We start from the raw sequence: 14,493 nt of genomic DNA, 5'->3' as shown, positions 1-14,493 counted from the left end.
TTTTAAGTGATTATTATAAGTACGATATTTTCCTCAAACAATAAGCCGGGCGCATTCACGCCGCGGCGGTGCCTCGTGGAGCGAACGTATGAGTGAACCGATCTGGAACAAGTACCTGAGCCAGGAAGAGAAGGAGGTCTTTGCCGGTTGCGGATGGGGAGCACGGGCGGGGTTCGGCAAACGGCCGGGACTGGCCGTGATCGACGTGAGCTACGGCTTCTGCGGCGAGAAAGGCCAGCCGATCGGGCAGTCGCAGCAGAAATGGCCATTGGCGTGTGGCCCCGAGGCCTGGGACGCGGTCGATCACATCAAGCGGCTGATCGACAAGGCCCACCGGGTGGGCGTGCCGGTCTTCTATACCACCGGGGAGAGGCGGCCCGACCGCTGGGACGCGGGGTCGTGGGCCTGGAAGAACTCGCGCACCCGGCTATGGGGCGGGGATCCTGCCCACCTCGACCATCACAAGATCGTCGACGAGATCGCGCCCTCGCCGCGGGATGTGGTTATCTACAAGCAGAAACCGTCGGGGTTCTTCGGCACCAGCCTGGCGAGCTTCATGACCTTGCTGGGCTGCGACAGTCTCATCGTGACCGGCACGACCACGTCGGGCTGCATCCGCGCCACCGTGCTGGACGGGTTCAGCATGAACTATCGGATGATCGTGGCCGAGGAGGGATGCTTCGACCGCTTTCCCGTCTCGCATGCCATCAATCTTTTCGACATGAACGCCAAATACGCCGACGTGCTCAAGACCGCCGAGATCCTCGACTACCTGGATACGTTGCCGCCGGGGCTGTTCGATCTTCCCAAAGGGCAAGCCTGAGCCCCCTGGGCGTTGCCCATGGAAAGGCCCCCACGCTTGCACTGCGGTGGCGCTGCCTCCAAGGGGGCGCTTTTGATCTTGGGGCGGTCCGGCAATGAAAAAACGCGCCCCTCGGGGCGCGTTCCGCGACCGGCGCCTCGGGCCGTCAGGCAGCGGCAGTCTTGCGGCTGCGGGCCGTGCGGCTGTCGGCGGCCGCCTTGAACGTCGCGTTGGCGGCGGCGTTCAGGTTGGACTCGGCCAGGTCGGCGGCCTGCTTGGCGGCCTTGGTGACCGATTCGTAGGCCGAAGTAGCCGTGGCGAGCGAAGACTTCAGCAGGGCCAGCGCGCTTTCCGAGCCGGCAGGTGCATTCTTGGCGAGTTGTTCGACCGCTTCCGAGAGCTGGCGCTGCTGTTCGGCGATCTGGGCTTCGCCCAGGCGCGCGAATTCGCTTTGCACGCCGGCCACGATGTCATAGACGTGCTTGCCGTAGGCGAGCGCCTTTTCGGCGCTGGGCTGGGCCAGCGCCGAGACGAACGCCAGCGCTTCCTGGCCGTCTTTCAGGGTGAAGGCTTCCTGGGCCTTGAGCGAGGCTTCTTCGAACGTAGCCTTGGTGACTTTAAGGTGAAGGTCGACGAGCTTCTCGAAGCCGGCGAAAGCGGTGTTCTGTGCGGTGAGCAAGGTTTCGAAAGCGGCTTTTTGCGTGGCCAGGGCGCGTTCGGGGGTAGCGAACATGGTGGGGCTCCTTGTGGACTGTCTACGACGAGGCGACCGGGAAACCAGGGGAATACGCCCCAAACAGCCCGATCCTGGGGCACGCGCAATGTCGCCGAACGGACATTGCTGCGTTGCACAAAATGAATTGTAAGGGTGCATGAGGGAAAGTCAAGGCCTTTCGAAAAAAAACGGATGGCGCGGGGAGTGCCTCTGTAAGTGGCTGATTGATAGGAAAAATTGCCCTCTGGAAGACGGGCGGGCAGAAAGGCCGCGGCGCGTTGGCCGCCCCGGAAGCGGTGGCGAGGCTTGTTGCGTTGCGCCATGCCAACGCCGGCGGTGCGGCGCGCACCAGACCGAGGCCCCGGCATGGTGCGCGCTCCGGGCGTGGGGCTACACTGCCGCGTGATCCGATCCGAAAGGCTCCTGCCGTGGGTTCATCGCTGCCGTCCCGCCTGATTTCCCCTTTCTTCGTTCTTATCTGGAGCACCGGTTTCGTGGTCGCCCGCTACGGCCTGCCGTACGCCGAGCCGCTGACCTTCCTGGCGATGCGCTTTGCCGGCGTGCTGGCGGTCATGGCGCCCTTGTCCTTCTCGGCCGCCATCGCGTGGCCCGACCGGCGCCAGAGTCTCCATATGGCCGTGGCCGGCGTGCTGCTGCAGGCCGGCTACCTTGGGGGCGTCTGGATCGCGATCCACCTGGGCATGGCCGCCGGCCTGGCGGCCCTGGTGGTGGGCCTGCAGCCCTTGTTGACGGCGGTGGCCGGCCGCTGGCTGGGCGAGCCTCCCACGATCCGCCAATGGGCGGGCCTGGCGCTCGGTTTCGTCGGCGTCGCGCTGGTGGTGGGCAATCGCATCGGCACGCTCGGGCTGACCTGGCAGGCGTTGGCCTTTGCGGTGGGGGCGCTCGTGTCCATTACCGCCGGGACGCTCTACCAGCGGCGGTACTGTCCCCGTGTGGACTTGCGCGCAGGCCTGCTGCTGCAGTTCGGCGCGTCGCTGGTCGTGGTCCTGCCCGCGGCCTGGGCCTTCGAGACCATGCGGATCGAATGGACGTGGTCGCTGGTCGGGGCCTGGGCCTGGTCGGTGTTCGCGCTGTCGATAGGCGCGATCTGCCTGCTCTTCCTGCTGATCCGGCGCGGCGCGGCCACCCGCGTGGCCAGTCTCATGTATCTGACTCCCACCGTCACCGCGCTCATGGCATGGGCGGCGTTCGATGAGCCGCTGACCGCGACGATGCTCGCGGGGATGGCGCTCTCGGCTTTCGCGGTCGCCTGGGCTCAGGGGAAACGATAGGCCGATTCCCTCTGGCACCCTCGTTGCGATCCCTTACACTTCTCCTCACTGCCGCGGGAGTTGTCAGCTCGCGGCGCATACTTTCCACAGGCAGGAGATACAACAATGGGCATTCAGAAGAAAGCAATGTCCGCGGCGATCGGGGCGGCAGCCCTGGCCGGTGCGGCCGTCCTCGCGCCGGCGCAGGCGGCGGACCAGAATTATCCCACCCGCCCGGTCACGATGATCGTTCCGTTCGCCGCCGGCGGCCCCACGGACGTGGTGGCGCGCTCGCTGGCCGAGTCCATGCGCAAGTCGCTGGGCCAGACCGTCGTGGTGGAAAACGTCGGCGGCGCCGGCGGCACCATCGGTACGGCGCGGGTAGCGAAGGCGTCGAACGACGGCTATACGGTGCTGCTCATGCACATCGGCTTCTCCACGGCACCGGCGCTGTATCGCAAGCTGAGCTACGACCAGGCGAACGACTTCCAGCCGATCGGCCTGACCGTCGACGTGCCGATGACCATGATCGCGCGCGAGAACTTCCCCGCCAACAACATCAAGGAATTCCTTACCTACATCAAGGCGAATGCCGGCAAGCTGTCGATGGCCAACGCCGGCATCGGCTCGGCCTCGCACCTGTGCGGCCTGATGTTCATGAGCACCATCGGCGCCGAGTTCCAGACCATCCCGTACAAGGGCACCGCGCCGGCCATGAACGACCTGCTGGGCAAGCAGGTGGACTTCATGTGCGACCAGACCACCAATACCACCGGCCAGATCAAGGCAGGCAAGGTCAAGGCCTATGCCGTCACCAGCAAGACCCGGGTGCCGAGCCTGCCCGACCTGCCCACGCTGGACGAGTCCGGCCTGAAGGATTTCTCGGTGGGCATCTGGCACGGCCTGTGGGCGCCCAAGGGTACGTCGCCCGCCATCGTGGCCAAGCTCGAAAGCGCGCTGAAGGCCGGCCTGGACGACCCCGCCTTCAAGCAGCGCATGAACGAGCTCGGCGCCATCGTCCTGGCCGACAAGGCCACGCCGGCCGCGCTCGATACGCTGGTCAAGTCCGAGACCGCCAAGTGGGGCGCGGTCATCAAGAAGGCAGGTGTCTACGCCGATTGAGCCCGCGGCTCCAAGGCGTGGCGGCAACCCGCGAGCAACGGGTTGCCGCTTTTTTTGGCGCTGGCCCGGGGGCTTTTCCGGCCTTTTTGTAATTCTTGCCGTAGCTTTTAAATTACGACTTAAAATAAGTGCGCTAAGTCGTTAATTTAATAGAGATTTTTGAGCAAAAATCTGATAAGCTGCGACGCCTGGGCCGAGTCGTTACTGGAGGAAACATGGCGCGCATCAGAAAACGTATTGTGTCGGTCTCGTTGCTCTGCGCGCTAACGGCCAGTCTCGTCCTTCCCGGTGCCATTCCTGCTGTCCAGGCGGCTTCCACCACCACCAAAAGCGCCTCCAAGGCCAAGCCGGCCAAGAAGGTGACGGCCAGCAAGGCGAAGTCCTCCAAATCGGTCAAGTCCGCCAAGTCCTCCAAGGCGACCAAGACGGCCGCGGCCACGCGCCACGCCGTCGCGAAGAAGCGGTCCGCCAAGCGAGCCTCCAGCAAGGAAGTCGCTGCCGCCAGCATCCGCCACGCGTCGTACGGCCCCTCGTCGTCGCTCGAGGACGCCGATGGCAACCTGGCGCTGCGCTCCAGCGTGGCGTTCGTGCAGGACCTCTCTTCGTCCGACGTGCTGTTCGCCAAGAACGAAGGCGCGGTCGCTCCCATCGCCTCGATCACCAAACTCATGACCGCGCTGGTCGTGGTCGATGCCGGCCAGCCGCTGGACGAGATGATCGAGATCACGTCCGACGACATCGATACCCATAAATTCACGCATTCGCGCCTGGCCGTCGGCACGCGGCTCTCGCGCGCCGACCTGCTGCACCTCGCGCTGATGTCGTCCGAGAACCGTGCCGCCCATGCCCTGGGCCGCAACTATCCGGGCGGGCTGACGGCTTTCGTGCAGGCCATGAACGCCAAGGCCGCATTGCTGGGCATGCACGACACGCACTACGTCGAGCCCACCGGCCTGTCCAGCGAGAACGTCTCCAGCGCGCGCGATCTCGTCAAGCTCATGCGCGAAGGGGCGCAGCGTCCGCTCATCCGCCACTACACCACCGATACCGAGTACGCGGTCGAAGTGGGAGGGCGGCAGCAGACCTTCCGCAACACGAATCGCCTGGTGGCGCGGCCCGACTGGAACATCACGGTGTCCAAGACCGGCTTCATCAACGAGGCCGGCCGATGCCTGGTCATGCTCGCCAACATCGGCGGCCGCGACCTGGCTATCGTGCTGCTCGACTCCGTGGGCTCGCTCACCCGCACCGCCGACGCCCAGCGTATCCGCCAGTGGGTCCAGCGCGAGATCGGCGCGCTGTGAAGCAAGCAGACCGCCACTCCTTTCCAGCCTGGTAGTACCCCAGGATAAGGCGGGTCTGGCTCGCCAGTCCGCCCGCATTGCCTCCGCGAGGACGGCCGTAGGCCGCCAGGGGGTGAACCCCTACGGCTCGTAACCCAGCGCGTCCGAAATCTGCCCGGCGGTTTCGACCAGAGATTCGATCCAGCCGTCCTGCATCCGGTCGGCGGGCGCCGAGATGGACAGCCCGGCTATCAACTTGCCGGTGTCGTCGTGGATGCCCGCGGCGATGCAGCGCACGCCCATCTCGAGTTCTTCGTTGTCGCGCGCGAAGCCTTTGGCGCGCACCTGTTCGAGCTCGCGTTCGAGCTTGGCAAGCTCGGTCAGGCTATTGGCGGTGTGGCCCTGCAGGCCGGTTCGCAATGCATAGGAACGGACCTGGCGAGGGTCGTCGGCCGAAAGGAAGAGCTTGCCGGTCGAGGTCAGGTGCAGCGGCGCGCGGCCGCCGATGGCACGGACGACCTGCATGCCCGAACGCTCGCTGTAGGCGCGGTCGATATAGACGATTTCGTCGCCCTGGCGAACGGACAGGTTGACGGTCTGTCCGGTGAGCCGATGCAGCGTGCGCATGGGCGCGATGGCGGCATCGCGCACGTTGAGGCGGCCCTTGACCAGATGGCCCAGCTCGAGCAGCCGCATGCCCAGGCTGTACATGCCGCTTTCCACGCGGTCGACGTAGCGTCCTGCGACGAGGTCGTTCAGGATGCGATGCGCGGTAGAAGGGTGCAGGCCCGTCGCCTGGGCGAGCTCCTTGAGACTGACCGGATCGGGATGCTGGGCGAGGGCATCGAGCAGATGCATGGTGCGTTCGAGCACCTGGATGGCGATCTGCGGCGCGGGAGCCGCGGAGGGAGGGGCGAAAGCCGCTGCCTCGGAGGTCATGACTCTTGGCATGTCGTGAATGAGTCTCTACGCGATGACGCTAGTTTATCCCATATGGTGAAATGTTGTAAGCATGATTACACCGGGCATGGGCGGACTTGCCGCGTTGCAGCAGTCCATTTCTTGTAGGGCAATTATAACGCCAAAGCAAGGGGTTTTTGCGTCGCAGCATGAAAGCTGCGGACGCATGCCGGAGACCGGCAGCGCGCAGGACCCGGCAGCGGGGCGCCGCCGGTCCGCTACCGGCCTACCGACAGGGCCGCCACGCAGTCGCCGACCAGGGCCGGCCCGCGATAGATCAGTCCCGTATAAAGCTGGACCGCATCGGCGCCCGCCGCGATCTTGTCGGCCGCATGCCGTCCGTCGAGGATGCCGCCCACGCCGATGATCGCGAGCGCCGGTCCGGCGCGGCGCCGCAGGCGTTCGATCACGCGCAGAGACATCTCGCGCACGGGCGTGCCGGACAATCCGCCGGCCTCGCCGGCGTTGGGCAAGCCCTGGACCGCGGCGCGTGACAAGGTAGTGTTGGTGGCGATCACGCCGTCGATACCGTGGCGCGGAAGGAGTTCGGCAATGGCGTCGATCTGGCTCTCGTCCAGGTCCGGCGCGATCTTGACGGCAAGCGGAACGCGCCGGCCATGCCGTGCGGCAAGATCGTCCCGCGCCTCGCCGAGCTGGCGCAGCAGTTCCGACAACTCGTCCGCGCCTTGCAGGCTGCGCAGGTTCTTGGTGTTGGGCGAAGAGATATTGATGGTGACGTAGTCGGCATGCGGATAGACCGCCGCGAGGCCGGCGAGATAGTCGTCGGCCGCTTTCTCGATGGGCGTATCCGCGTTCTTGCCTATGTTCAGGCCCAGGATACCGCCGCGTGCACGGTAGCGGCTGCTGCGGACATTGGCGAGGAAGGCGTCCAGCCCTTCGTTGTTGAAGCCCATGCGGTTGATCAACGCCTCGGCGCGGGGCAGCCGGAACAGGCGGGGCAGCGGATTGCCCGACTGGGGGCGCGGCGTGACAGTGCCGATTTCCATGAAGCCGAAGCCCAGGCCCCCCAGGGCGTCGATATGCGACCCGTTCTTGTCCAGGCCGGCGGCCAGGCCCACGCCGTTGGCAAGCGCAAGCCCCATGAGCTCGACCGGACGGCCCGGCGCGGGCGTGCGGCGGGTCAATCCCAGGTCGTGCACGCGTTGCAGCGCGGACAGGGTCAGGGTATGGGCGGTTTCGGGTTCCAGGGCGAACAGGGCGGGCCGCAGCAGCGGATAGGCTTGGAAAAACGCGGACATCAGCAGGTAGGGATCAGGTGGAGGAGGACGGCGCATCGTCGCGATGGCCGTGGCGGGTGGACGCTTGCAGGCGCGAGGTATCGATGACGGCGGGGCCGCAGGCCGATGGGCCGGCATATTCGCGCCATTCGCCGTTGACGAGCATTTCTATGGGCTGGAAGTTCACCTTGTAGGCCATCTTCGGGCTTTGTTCTATCCAGTATCCCAGGTAGAGATGGGGTAGTTCCAGCAGCCGGCATTGTTCCAGTTGCCAGAGGATGTTCCAGGTGCCCAGGCTCCCCTTGAGGTCCGGGTCGAAGAAGGTGTAGACCGACGACAATCCGTCGGACAGGATATCCATGATGGAGACCATGCGCAGCCGGCCCTGCTGGTCGCGGAACTCGACCAGCCGCGTATTGACCCGGCTTTGCAGGAGGAACTGAGCGTATTGCTCGCGGCTGTCCTGGTCCATGCCGCCGCCGCGGTGGCGTGTCGACTGGTAGCGCTGGTAGAGCGCGTAGTGCTCGGAGGAGTAGGCCAGCTCGGCCACGAACACCTGGAGGTCGGCATGGCGTTTCCAGGTGCGCGCCTGGGTGCGGTTGGGGCGGAACCGGTTCACCGGCACGCGCACGGGCACGCAGGCCCGGCAGCCGTCGCAGTGCGGCCGGTAGGTAAAGACGCCGCTGCGGCGAAAGCCCATGCGCACCAGCTCGGAATAGACGTCGGCGTTGATCAGGTGGCTGGGCGTGGCCACTTGCGACCGGGCCATGCGATCCCCCAGATAACTGCACGGATAGGGGGCGGTCGCATAGAACTGCAGCGCGGCGAAGGGGAGTTCTCGAAGATGCGTCATGCGCGGTTCAGCCGGAATCGGCCGCAGCGTAAGGTGCGTCCAGGTCGACGATTTCGCCGTCGGGGCGCAGCCTGCCCGATCGCCACGGAAGATCGGGCATGCGGGCGGATTTTACAATCAGCCGCTCGAATTCTGCGCGCGGGATGACCGTCCCGCCCAGCGAGGCGAGATGCCGGGTGTCCTGCTGGCAGTCGATCATGTCCACGCCATGGCGCCGCAAGAAACGCACCAGGTAGGCGAGCGCGATCTTCGAGGCGTCGGCTGCGCGCGTGAACATGGACTCGCCGTAGAACATCCGTCCCAGGGCCACGCCGTACAGTCCGCCGGCCAGCTTGCCGTCGATCCAGGTCTCCACCGAGTGGACCTCGCCGCGGCGGTGCCACTCGCGATAGGCGCGTTGCATGGGGACGGTGATCCAGGTGGCCGGCCGCTCGTCGCTGCGCGGCGCCGCGCAGGCGCGCATCACCTCGTCGAACGCCGTGTCGACGCGAACGTCGACGGCCGGGTTGCGCTCGATCTGCCGCAGCTTCTTGCGCAGCGAACGCGAGGGGGCGAAGCGGTCGGTGAACAGCACCATGCGCGGGTCCGGGCTCCACCACAGGATGGGTTCGCCCGGCAGGTACCAGGGGAAAATGCCGCGCGCATAGGCCATGCGCAGGCGCTCGATGGAGAGATCGGCGCCGACCGCCAGCAACCCGGGCGGATCTTCCAGCGCGTGCTCGAGCGGCGGGAAGGGCGTATCCGGCCCGAGCAGGGCCGGCATGCCGGGACGTGACGGCGAGGGGCTCAAGGGGCGGGCGTCGGGATCGCGGGCACGGGCTCGGGGCCGCGCAGCAGAGTATCGCTGTGGACCTGGAACGTGCCGCGCTCGCGATCGGCGAAGAACAGCTTGAGCGCGGTGGAGACCGAACGGAACGCCAGATCGTCCCAGGGAATGTCGTTCTCGTCGAACAGGCGCGCTTCCAGGCTTTCGGGGCCGGGCTCGAATTCGGGGTCGGTCAGGCGCGCCAGGTAAAAGATGTGGACCTGGTCGACATGGGGAATGTCCAGGACCGCGAACAGCGGACCCATCTCGATGCGGGCTCCCGCTTCCTCCTGCGTTTCGCGCGCGGCGCCCTGGGCCGTGGTCTCGCCCAGTTCCATGAAGCCCGCCGGCAGGGTCCAGTAACCGTGGCGCGGTTCGATCGCGCGGCGGCACAGGAGGACCTGCTTTTCCCACACGGGTATGGTGCCCAGCACCATGCGCGGGTTCTGGTAGTGGATCGCGCCGCAGTGGTCGCAGACGTCGCGTTCGCGGTTGTCGTCCTCGGGGATGCGGCGGGTCAGCAGGCTGCCGCATTGGGAGCAGTAGCGTTGGGAGCGCGGGGCCGGGAAGTAGGTGAGGGCGCGTGGAGAAGCGGTCATGGCGTGTCCAGAGGGCGGAGGCGGCGCTGCGCCCCGGCGATTACGGGAAATCCGCGGATTTCCAGCGACAAGTATACGGAACCTGGCCCGGCGCCGATGCATGGATGGGGGTATGCCCGCAGTCGCCGAGAGGGGCCGCCGGCGCGGTGAGACGCCTCGCGCGCGGCATCGCCGTGCGCATTATAGGGGCTACCTCGAGGATCGGCCCGGCGGCGCGGCGCGTGGCACGCCCGGCTGGCGTTCGCAGCCCACCGCGTAGACCAGTTCGCGCAGGAACTGGTTGGCCGGATCGCCCGCCACGCGCGAATGCCAGTACTGGTGCACGTCGATAGCGGGAATCTTCAGCGGCAGGCCGACCTTCTTGATCGGCGCGATGGGGCGGAAGAGCTCGTAGACCTCCTCGGGGATGATGGCGATGAGATCGCTGGCCGCGACGATGAAGGGAATGGCCGCCACGTGCTCGGTCGTCAGCCGGATCACGCATTGCAGGCCATGCTTGCGCAACTCGTCCGTGATCCACGCGAACGTGATGGGCACCGACGGGGTCTGGACCTGGGGCGTTTCGCAGAATTGGCGCAGCGTCATGGCGCTGCCGATGCGAGGGTGGTTCTTGCGGGCCACGCAGACGTAGGCGCGCCGGTAGAGATGCTGCTGCATCAGGGCCGCCTGGGGACGCGGGATGTGGCCGGCCACTACGTCGAGCTCGCCGGATTCCAGCGCCGCCGCCATCGTGTCGGCCGATATCGGCATGGGCGCCAGGCTCGCCCGCGGCGCGACTTCGGACAGGCGCTTCATGAGCTTGGGCACCAGGACGATGGCGCCGATCTCGTTCACGCCGATGCGGAATTCCCGCTCGGTCTGCGCCGGATCGAAACGCGTGAGGCCCGAAATCTCGGTTTCGACGATGCGCAGCACCCGCGAGGCGGGTTCGGCCAGGCGCTGCGCGAACGGGGTAGGCGCCATGCGATTGCCCACCCGCACGAACAGCGGATCGGCAAAGCGCTTGCGCATGCGGTCCAGGTGATAGCTGAGCGCCGACTGCGTCAGTCCGAGCCGGCGGGCCGCGCGCGTGACGGTGCCGTCCTCGATCAGGGCCAGCACGGCGCGCAGGTCCGCGATCTGCGGTTCCTGGTTATCCGATTTATTCATAACCTCTATCAAGGTAATGATCTTTCCAGAGCTTCGCCGAATGCCTAAGCTGCTGTCAACTCAAAGAGGGGGAACCTCATGGCGGGAGACACGGTGCTGGATACCGACGTGCTGGTCGTCGGGGCGGGGCCGGTAGGACTGGCGCTGGCGATCGAGCTGGGAATGCAGGGGCGGCGCTGCCTGGTTGTCGAACAGCACGATCGCGTGGGCCTGGCGCCGCGCGCCAAGACGACCAACGTGCGTTCGCGCGAACTGATGCGCCGCTGGGGCGTGGCCGCCAAGCTTGCGCTAGCGGCGCCGTTCGGCGTGGATTATCCGTCGGACGTGGTATTCGCCACTCGCCTGGCCGGACGCGAACTGGCGCGGTTTCGCAATGCGTTCTATTGCGCTCCCGCGCGGGACGACCGTTTCCCCGAGCATGCGCAGTGGATACCGCAATACAAGGTCGAGGACGCGCTGCGCGCGCATGCCGAGAGCCTGCCCGGGGTCGCGGTGCGGTTCTCGACGCGGCTCGAGGCGTTTACGCAGAATGCGCAAGGCGTCGAGGCGGAGCTTGAAACCGAGGACGGCAGGCGGCGCGTGCGGGCCTCCTATCTCGTGGGGGCGGATGGCGCCCGCAGCACCGTGCGCGCGCGCCTTTGCATAGGGATGGAAGGCGTCTCGCCGCTTTCCCATCACCGCAACGTCATCTTCCACGCGCCAGGGCTGGCAAGCATGCATGCCCTGGGGCCGGCCGTCATGTATTGGCTGGTGAACCCGGAGGCGCCCGCCGTCGTCGCGCCGCTCGACCGCAATGACCTATGGACCTTCGGCTATGCGCGCCGGACCGAGGGCGACGACATCGGCGCCCTGATCCGCGCCGCGCTGGGGCTCGACATCGACGTGGACATCCGCCACCGGGACGAGTGGACCGCGCATCGCCTGATCGCCCCACGCTATCGCGACGGCCGCGTATTCCTCGCGGGCGACGCCTGCCACCTGCATCCGCCCTTCGGCGGCCATGGGATGAACATGGGCATAGGCGACGCCGTCGACCTGGGATGGAAACTGTCGGCGGTCCTCGCGGGATGGGGAGGGCCGGCCTTGCTGGACAGTTACGAGGCCGAACGGCGGCCGGTGCATCGCCGCGTGGTCGACGAGTCGGTGGAGAACCTCGGACACAGCTCGGCAAGCCTGTGGCGCGACGGATTGGAGGACGACGGGCCGGCCGGAGAAGCCGCTCGGCTCGAAGCGGCCCGGATCATAGGCGCCACCAAGCGCCAGGAGTTCGATTCGCTGGGCGTCGTGCTGGGGAGCCGCTACGAGCAGTCGCCGGTACTGGCGCACGAAGCGCGCGGCGCGGATGCCGGCTGGGATTCGACGCGCTACGTGCCCAGCGCGCGTCCCGGATGCCGTGCGCCCCACGTGTGGCTGGAGGAAGGCCGCGGGCCCGGCGCTTCGCTGTTCGACCATTTCGCCTTGCGCGGCCTGACGCTGCTGGCGACCCGTCCGGCCGCGCGCGAAGCGGCATCGACCGTCGCGCGAGAGGCGGCCGGGGTCGGCATCCCGCTGACCGTCGTGGCCCCGGAGGCCGACGGCTTGCGGGATCTGTACGGCGCCGACCTGGTCCTGATCAGGCCCGACCAGTACGTCGCCTGGCGCGGCAACGATCCCCTGGCGGGATGCGCCGCGCTGGAGGTCGCGGCGGGGCGTGCGCTCGTTCCAGTCTGAGGCGGCGTTTTTCCCATTCCCCGATAAAACCAGGAGACAACGATGAACACGCAACGACGCAGATGGAGCGCGGCAGGCCTCGCGCTGGCGGCGGCCTGCCTGGCCGGGCCAGCGGCGCATGCCGCGCAGGACTGGCCATCCAGGCCGGTGCGCATGGTCTTGCCCGCGGCGGCCGGGACGGCGCCCGACATCATGGCAAGAATGCTGGGCGACAAGCTCTCCAAGATCTGGCGGCAACCGGTCATCGTCGAGAACAAGCCGGGGGCGGGCGGCCTGGTGGGCCTGGCGGCGGTCAAGTCCGCCGAGCGGGACGATCACATGTTCGTCTTCACGCCGGCCTCGGTGCTCACGCTCACCCCCTACATGTACAAGAGCTCCCAGGTCGACATCGTGCGGGATTTCCAGCCGGTGGCGATGGTCGGCCTCAGTCCGATGATGGCGGCGGTGAGCGCCTCGTCGCCGGCCAATTCGCTTGCCGACGTGCTGGCGATGGCGCGCAGGCAGCCGGACAGTTTCGTGGTGGCGACGACCTTCCTGTACTCGGTGCCGAACCTGGCGGCCGACATGTTGTCTCGCGCCAGCGGCGTGCCTTTGCGCGCCGTGCCTTTCGCCAGCAGCGCCCAGAGCATCTCGGCCGTCGTCGGCGGCGATGCGCAGATGCTCATCGACGGTGTGCCGCCCATCGAGCCCATGATCAAGGGCGGGCGGCTCAAGCCGGTGGCCATGTTCTCGGAGGGCCGCGTGGCGAAGCGGCCCGACCTGCCGGCCGCCTCGGAGACTTATCCGTCGCTCGTCATCAACGGCTGGTTCGCCGTCGTCGCGCCGCAGGGAACCAGCCGGCAGGCCGTGGAGCGGGTCAATCGCGACCTGTCGACCGTGCTGGCCGAGAACGATGTGATCGACAAGCTGGACACGCTCGGGGTCTATCCCAAGACCATGTCGGTCGAGGCGTTCGGAACCTATTGGCGCGATGAGCGCATGCGCTGGGAAAAGGTGCTGCGCGACGTCAACGCCCAGCCGGTACAGCAATAGGAGGCCGACGTGCACAGGGGACTCGAAGCGGCCTATATCGGCATCGAAAGCACCGATCCGGCCCGGCTGGGCAGCTATTTGACCGAGGTGGTGGGCCTGATGCCCGGCCAAGCGGCATCCGATGGCGCCGCCACTTGGCGCCTCGACCACAAGGCGCAGCGCGTCTGGGTGCGCGAGGGCGCGCGCGGCGACGCGGTTTGCATGGGGTTCGAGGCGGCCGATGCGCGCGTGTACGACCAGGTGCTGGAGCGCCTGTCCGGGCAGGGCTGGCGCGTTGCCGCTGGCGCCCCGGAGGCCAGGCGGGCGCGGCGCGTACGCGAGCTGGCCGTGGTCGAGACGCCGTGGGGCGTGCCGCTGGAATGGGTGACCGGGCTGGAGGAGGCGGCCACCCCGTTTTCCAGTCCGCACTATCCGGAAGGCTTCGTCACCCGCGGCCAGGGATTCGGGCACTTCGTCTTCGTGGTCGGCACCGCCGACGAATACGAGGCCGCGCGCCGTTTCGCCCTGGTGGGACTCGGGCTCGCGCTCTCGGACTGGCTGCGCCTGCCCATGGGCGGGACCGAGATGCACGTCTCGTTCTTCCATTGCAATCCGCGCCACCACTCGCTGGCCATTGCTTTCCTGCCGGGCGCGGACGTGTCGCAGCGCCTGCATCACATCAACTTCGAAGTGGCGCACGTGCGCAGCGTGGGCATGGCCTACGACCGCGCCCTGCGTACCGGCACCCCGCTTGCCAATGCCCTTGGCCAGCACGCCAACGACGGCATGGTGAGCTTCTACAGCGTCAGCCCGGACAGGTGGCGCGTCGAGATCGGCGCCACCGGGCGCACCGTGGGGGACGACTGGAGCGACGTGCGCGAATACGACCGCATCAGCGACTGGGGGCACCAGCCGCCGGACGCGCTGGCGCAGGCATTGGCAGGACCGTTTTCTTCACACGCTTGAGCAGGCATT

Annotated in this window: 14 protein-coding genes; 7 read left to right on the top strand and 7 right to left on the bottom strand. The window is 67.1% G+C overall.

Annotated elements, in window-relative coordinates; genetic code table 11:
- Window positions 1-88 precede the first annotated feature (88 nt).
- Entirely contained in the window at window positions 89-823 is a 735-nt protein-coding gene (locus tag CDO44_RS15715; protein WP_087781161.1) for an isochorismatase family protein, read from the top strand.
- 145 nt (window positions 824-968) lie between these two features.
- On the opposite strand, the gene phaP is transcribed toward CDO44_RS15715, so the two are convergent.
- Window positions 969-1,535, bottom strand: coding sequence for a TIGR01841 family phasin (gene phaP / locus CDO44_RS15710; RefSeq protein WP_087781159.1), 567 nt, complete (start codon window positions 1,533-1,535; stop codon window positions 969-971).
- 410 nt (window positions 1,536-1,945) lie between these two features.
- Here phaP and CDO44_RS15705 point away from each other — a divergent pair, with 410 nt between their 5' ends.
- The 3 genes from CDO44_RS15705 to pbpG all read left to right on the top strand — a co-directional run bounded on the left by CDO44_RS15705 (window position 1,946) and on the right by pbpG (window position 5,214).
- Window positions 1,946-2,809, top strand: coding sequence for a DMT family transporter (locus CDO44_RS15705; RefSeq protein ID WP_233146205.1), 864 nt, complete (start codon window positions 1,946-1,948; stop codon window positions 2,807-2,809).
- 126 nt (window positions 2,810-2,935) lie between these two features.
- On the top strand, window positions 2,936-3,910 hold the full coding sequence (locus CDO44_RS15700) for a tripartite tricarboxylate transporter substrate binding protein BugD (RefSeq protein ID WP_233146204.1): 975 nt from the start codon (window positions 2,936-2,938) through the stop codon (window positions 3,908-3,910).
- Window positions 3,911-4,125: 215 nt separating this feature from the next.
- Entirely contained in the window at window positions 4,126-5,214 is a 1,089-nt protein-coding gene (gene pbpG, locus CDO44_RS15695; protein WP_087781155.1) for a D-alanyl-D-alanine endopeptidase, read from the top strand.
- A 120-nt stretch (window positions 5,215-5,334) separates the two neighbouring features.
- Here pbpG and CDO44_RS15690 read toward each other — a convergent pair whose 3' ends face one another.
- From CDO44_RS15690 to CDO44_RS15665, 6 genes are all read right to left on the bottom strand, one after another.
- Window positions 5,335-6,132 (bottom strand): IclR family transcriptional regulator, encoded by a 798-nt coding sequence (locus CDO44_RS15690; RefSeq protein WP_233146203.1) that lies wholly within the window; start codon window positions 6,130-6,132, stop codon window positions 5,335-5,337.
- Window positions 6,133-6,371: 239 nt separating this feature from the next.
- The gene (locus CDO44_RS15685) at window positions 6,372-7,412 is read right to left on the bottom strand and encodes a quinone-dependent dihydroorotate dehydrogenase (protein ID WP_087781152.1); all 1,041 of its coding nucleotides are present in this window, start codon (window positions 7,410-7,412) and stop codon (window positions 6,372-6,374) included.
- A gap of 13 nt (window positions 7,413-7,425) precedes the next feature.
- Window positions 7,426-8,244 (bottom strand): arginyltransferase, encoded by an 819-nt coding sequence (locus tag CDO44_RS15680; RefSeq protein WP_087781150.1) that lies wholly within the window; start codon window positions 8,242-8,244, stop codon window positions 7,426-7,428.
- A 7-nt stretch (window positions 8,245-8,251) separates the two neighbouring features.
- Window positions 8,252-9,007 carry a leucyl/phenylalanyl-tRNA--protein transferase gene (gene aat, locus CDO44_RS15675; RefSeq protein WP_087781148.1) on the bottom strand — a complete coding sequence of 252 codons (756 nt, stop codon included), beginning with the start codon at window positions 9,005-9,007 and terminating at the stop codon, window positions 8,252-8,254.
- Window positions 9,008-9,030: 23 nt separating this feature from the next.
- Complete coding sequence (locus tag CDO44_RS15670; RefSeq protein WP_087781146.1) at window positions 9,031-9,648, bottom strand: NUDIX hydrolase; 618 nt, start codon at window positions 9,646-9,648, stop codon at window positions 9,031-9,033.
- A gap of 189 nt (window positions 9,649-9,837) precedes the next feature.
- Window positions 9,838-10,797 (bottom strand): LysR family transcriptional regulator, encoded by a 960-nt coding sequence (locus CDO44_RS15665; RefSeq protein ID WP_087781144.1) that lies wholly within the window; start codon window positions 10,795-10,797, stop codon window positions 9,838-9,840.
- Window positions 10,798-10,875: 78 nt separating this feature from the next.
- Between CDO44_RS15665 and CDO44_RS15660 the strand changes: the two genes are divergently transcribed.
- From CDO44_RS15660 to CDO44_RS15650, 3 genes are read left to right on the top strand one after another with little or no spacing between them, the layout of a single operon-like run.
- A complete protein-coding gene (locus CDO44_RS15660) occupies window positions 10,876-12,507 on the top strand; it encodes an FAD-dependent monooxygenase (protein WP_087781142.1) in 1,632 nt (543 codons plus the stop codon).
- A gap of 42 nt (window positions 12,508-12,549) precedes the next feature.
- A complete protein-coding gene (locus CDO44_RS15655; protein ID WP_087781140.1) occupies window positions 12,550-13,539 on the top strand; it encodes a tripartite tricarboxylate transporter substrate binding protein in 990 nt (329 codons plus the stop codon).
- Window positions 13,540-13,548: 9 nt separating this feature from the next.
- On the top strand, window positions 13,549-14,484 hold the full coding sequence (locus tag CDO44_RS15650) for a VOC family protein (RefSeq protein WP_087781139.1): 936 nt from the start codon (window positions 13,549-13,551) through the stop codon (window positions 14,482-14,484).
- The last annotated feature ends 9 nt before the right edge of the window (window positions 14,485-14,493 follow it).

It is taken from the genome of Pigmentiphaga sp. NML080357 (genome assembly GCF_002188465.1).
In the GTDB taxonomy this organism is placed as follows: Bacteria; Pseudomonadota; Gammaproteobacteria; order Burkholderiales; family Burkholderiaceae_B; genus Pigmentiphaga.
Note: the sequence above shows the minus strand (reverse complement) of the source record. Positions and strands in the feature narration are given on the sequence as shown.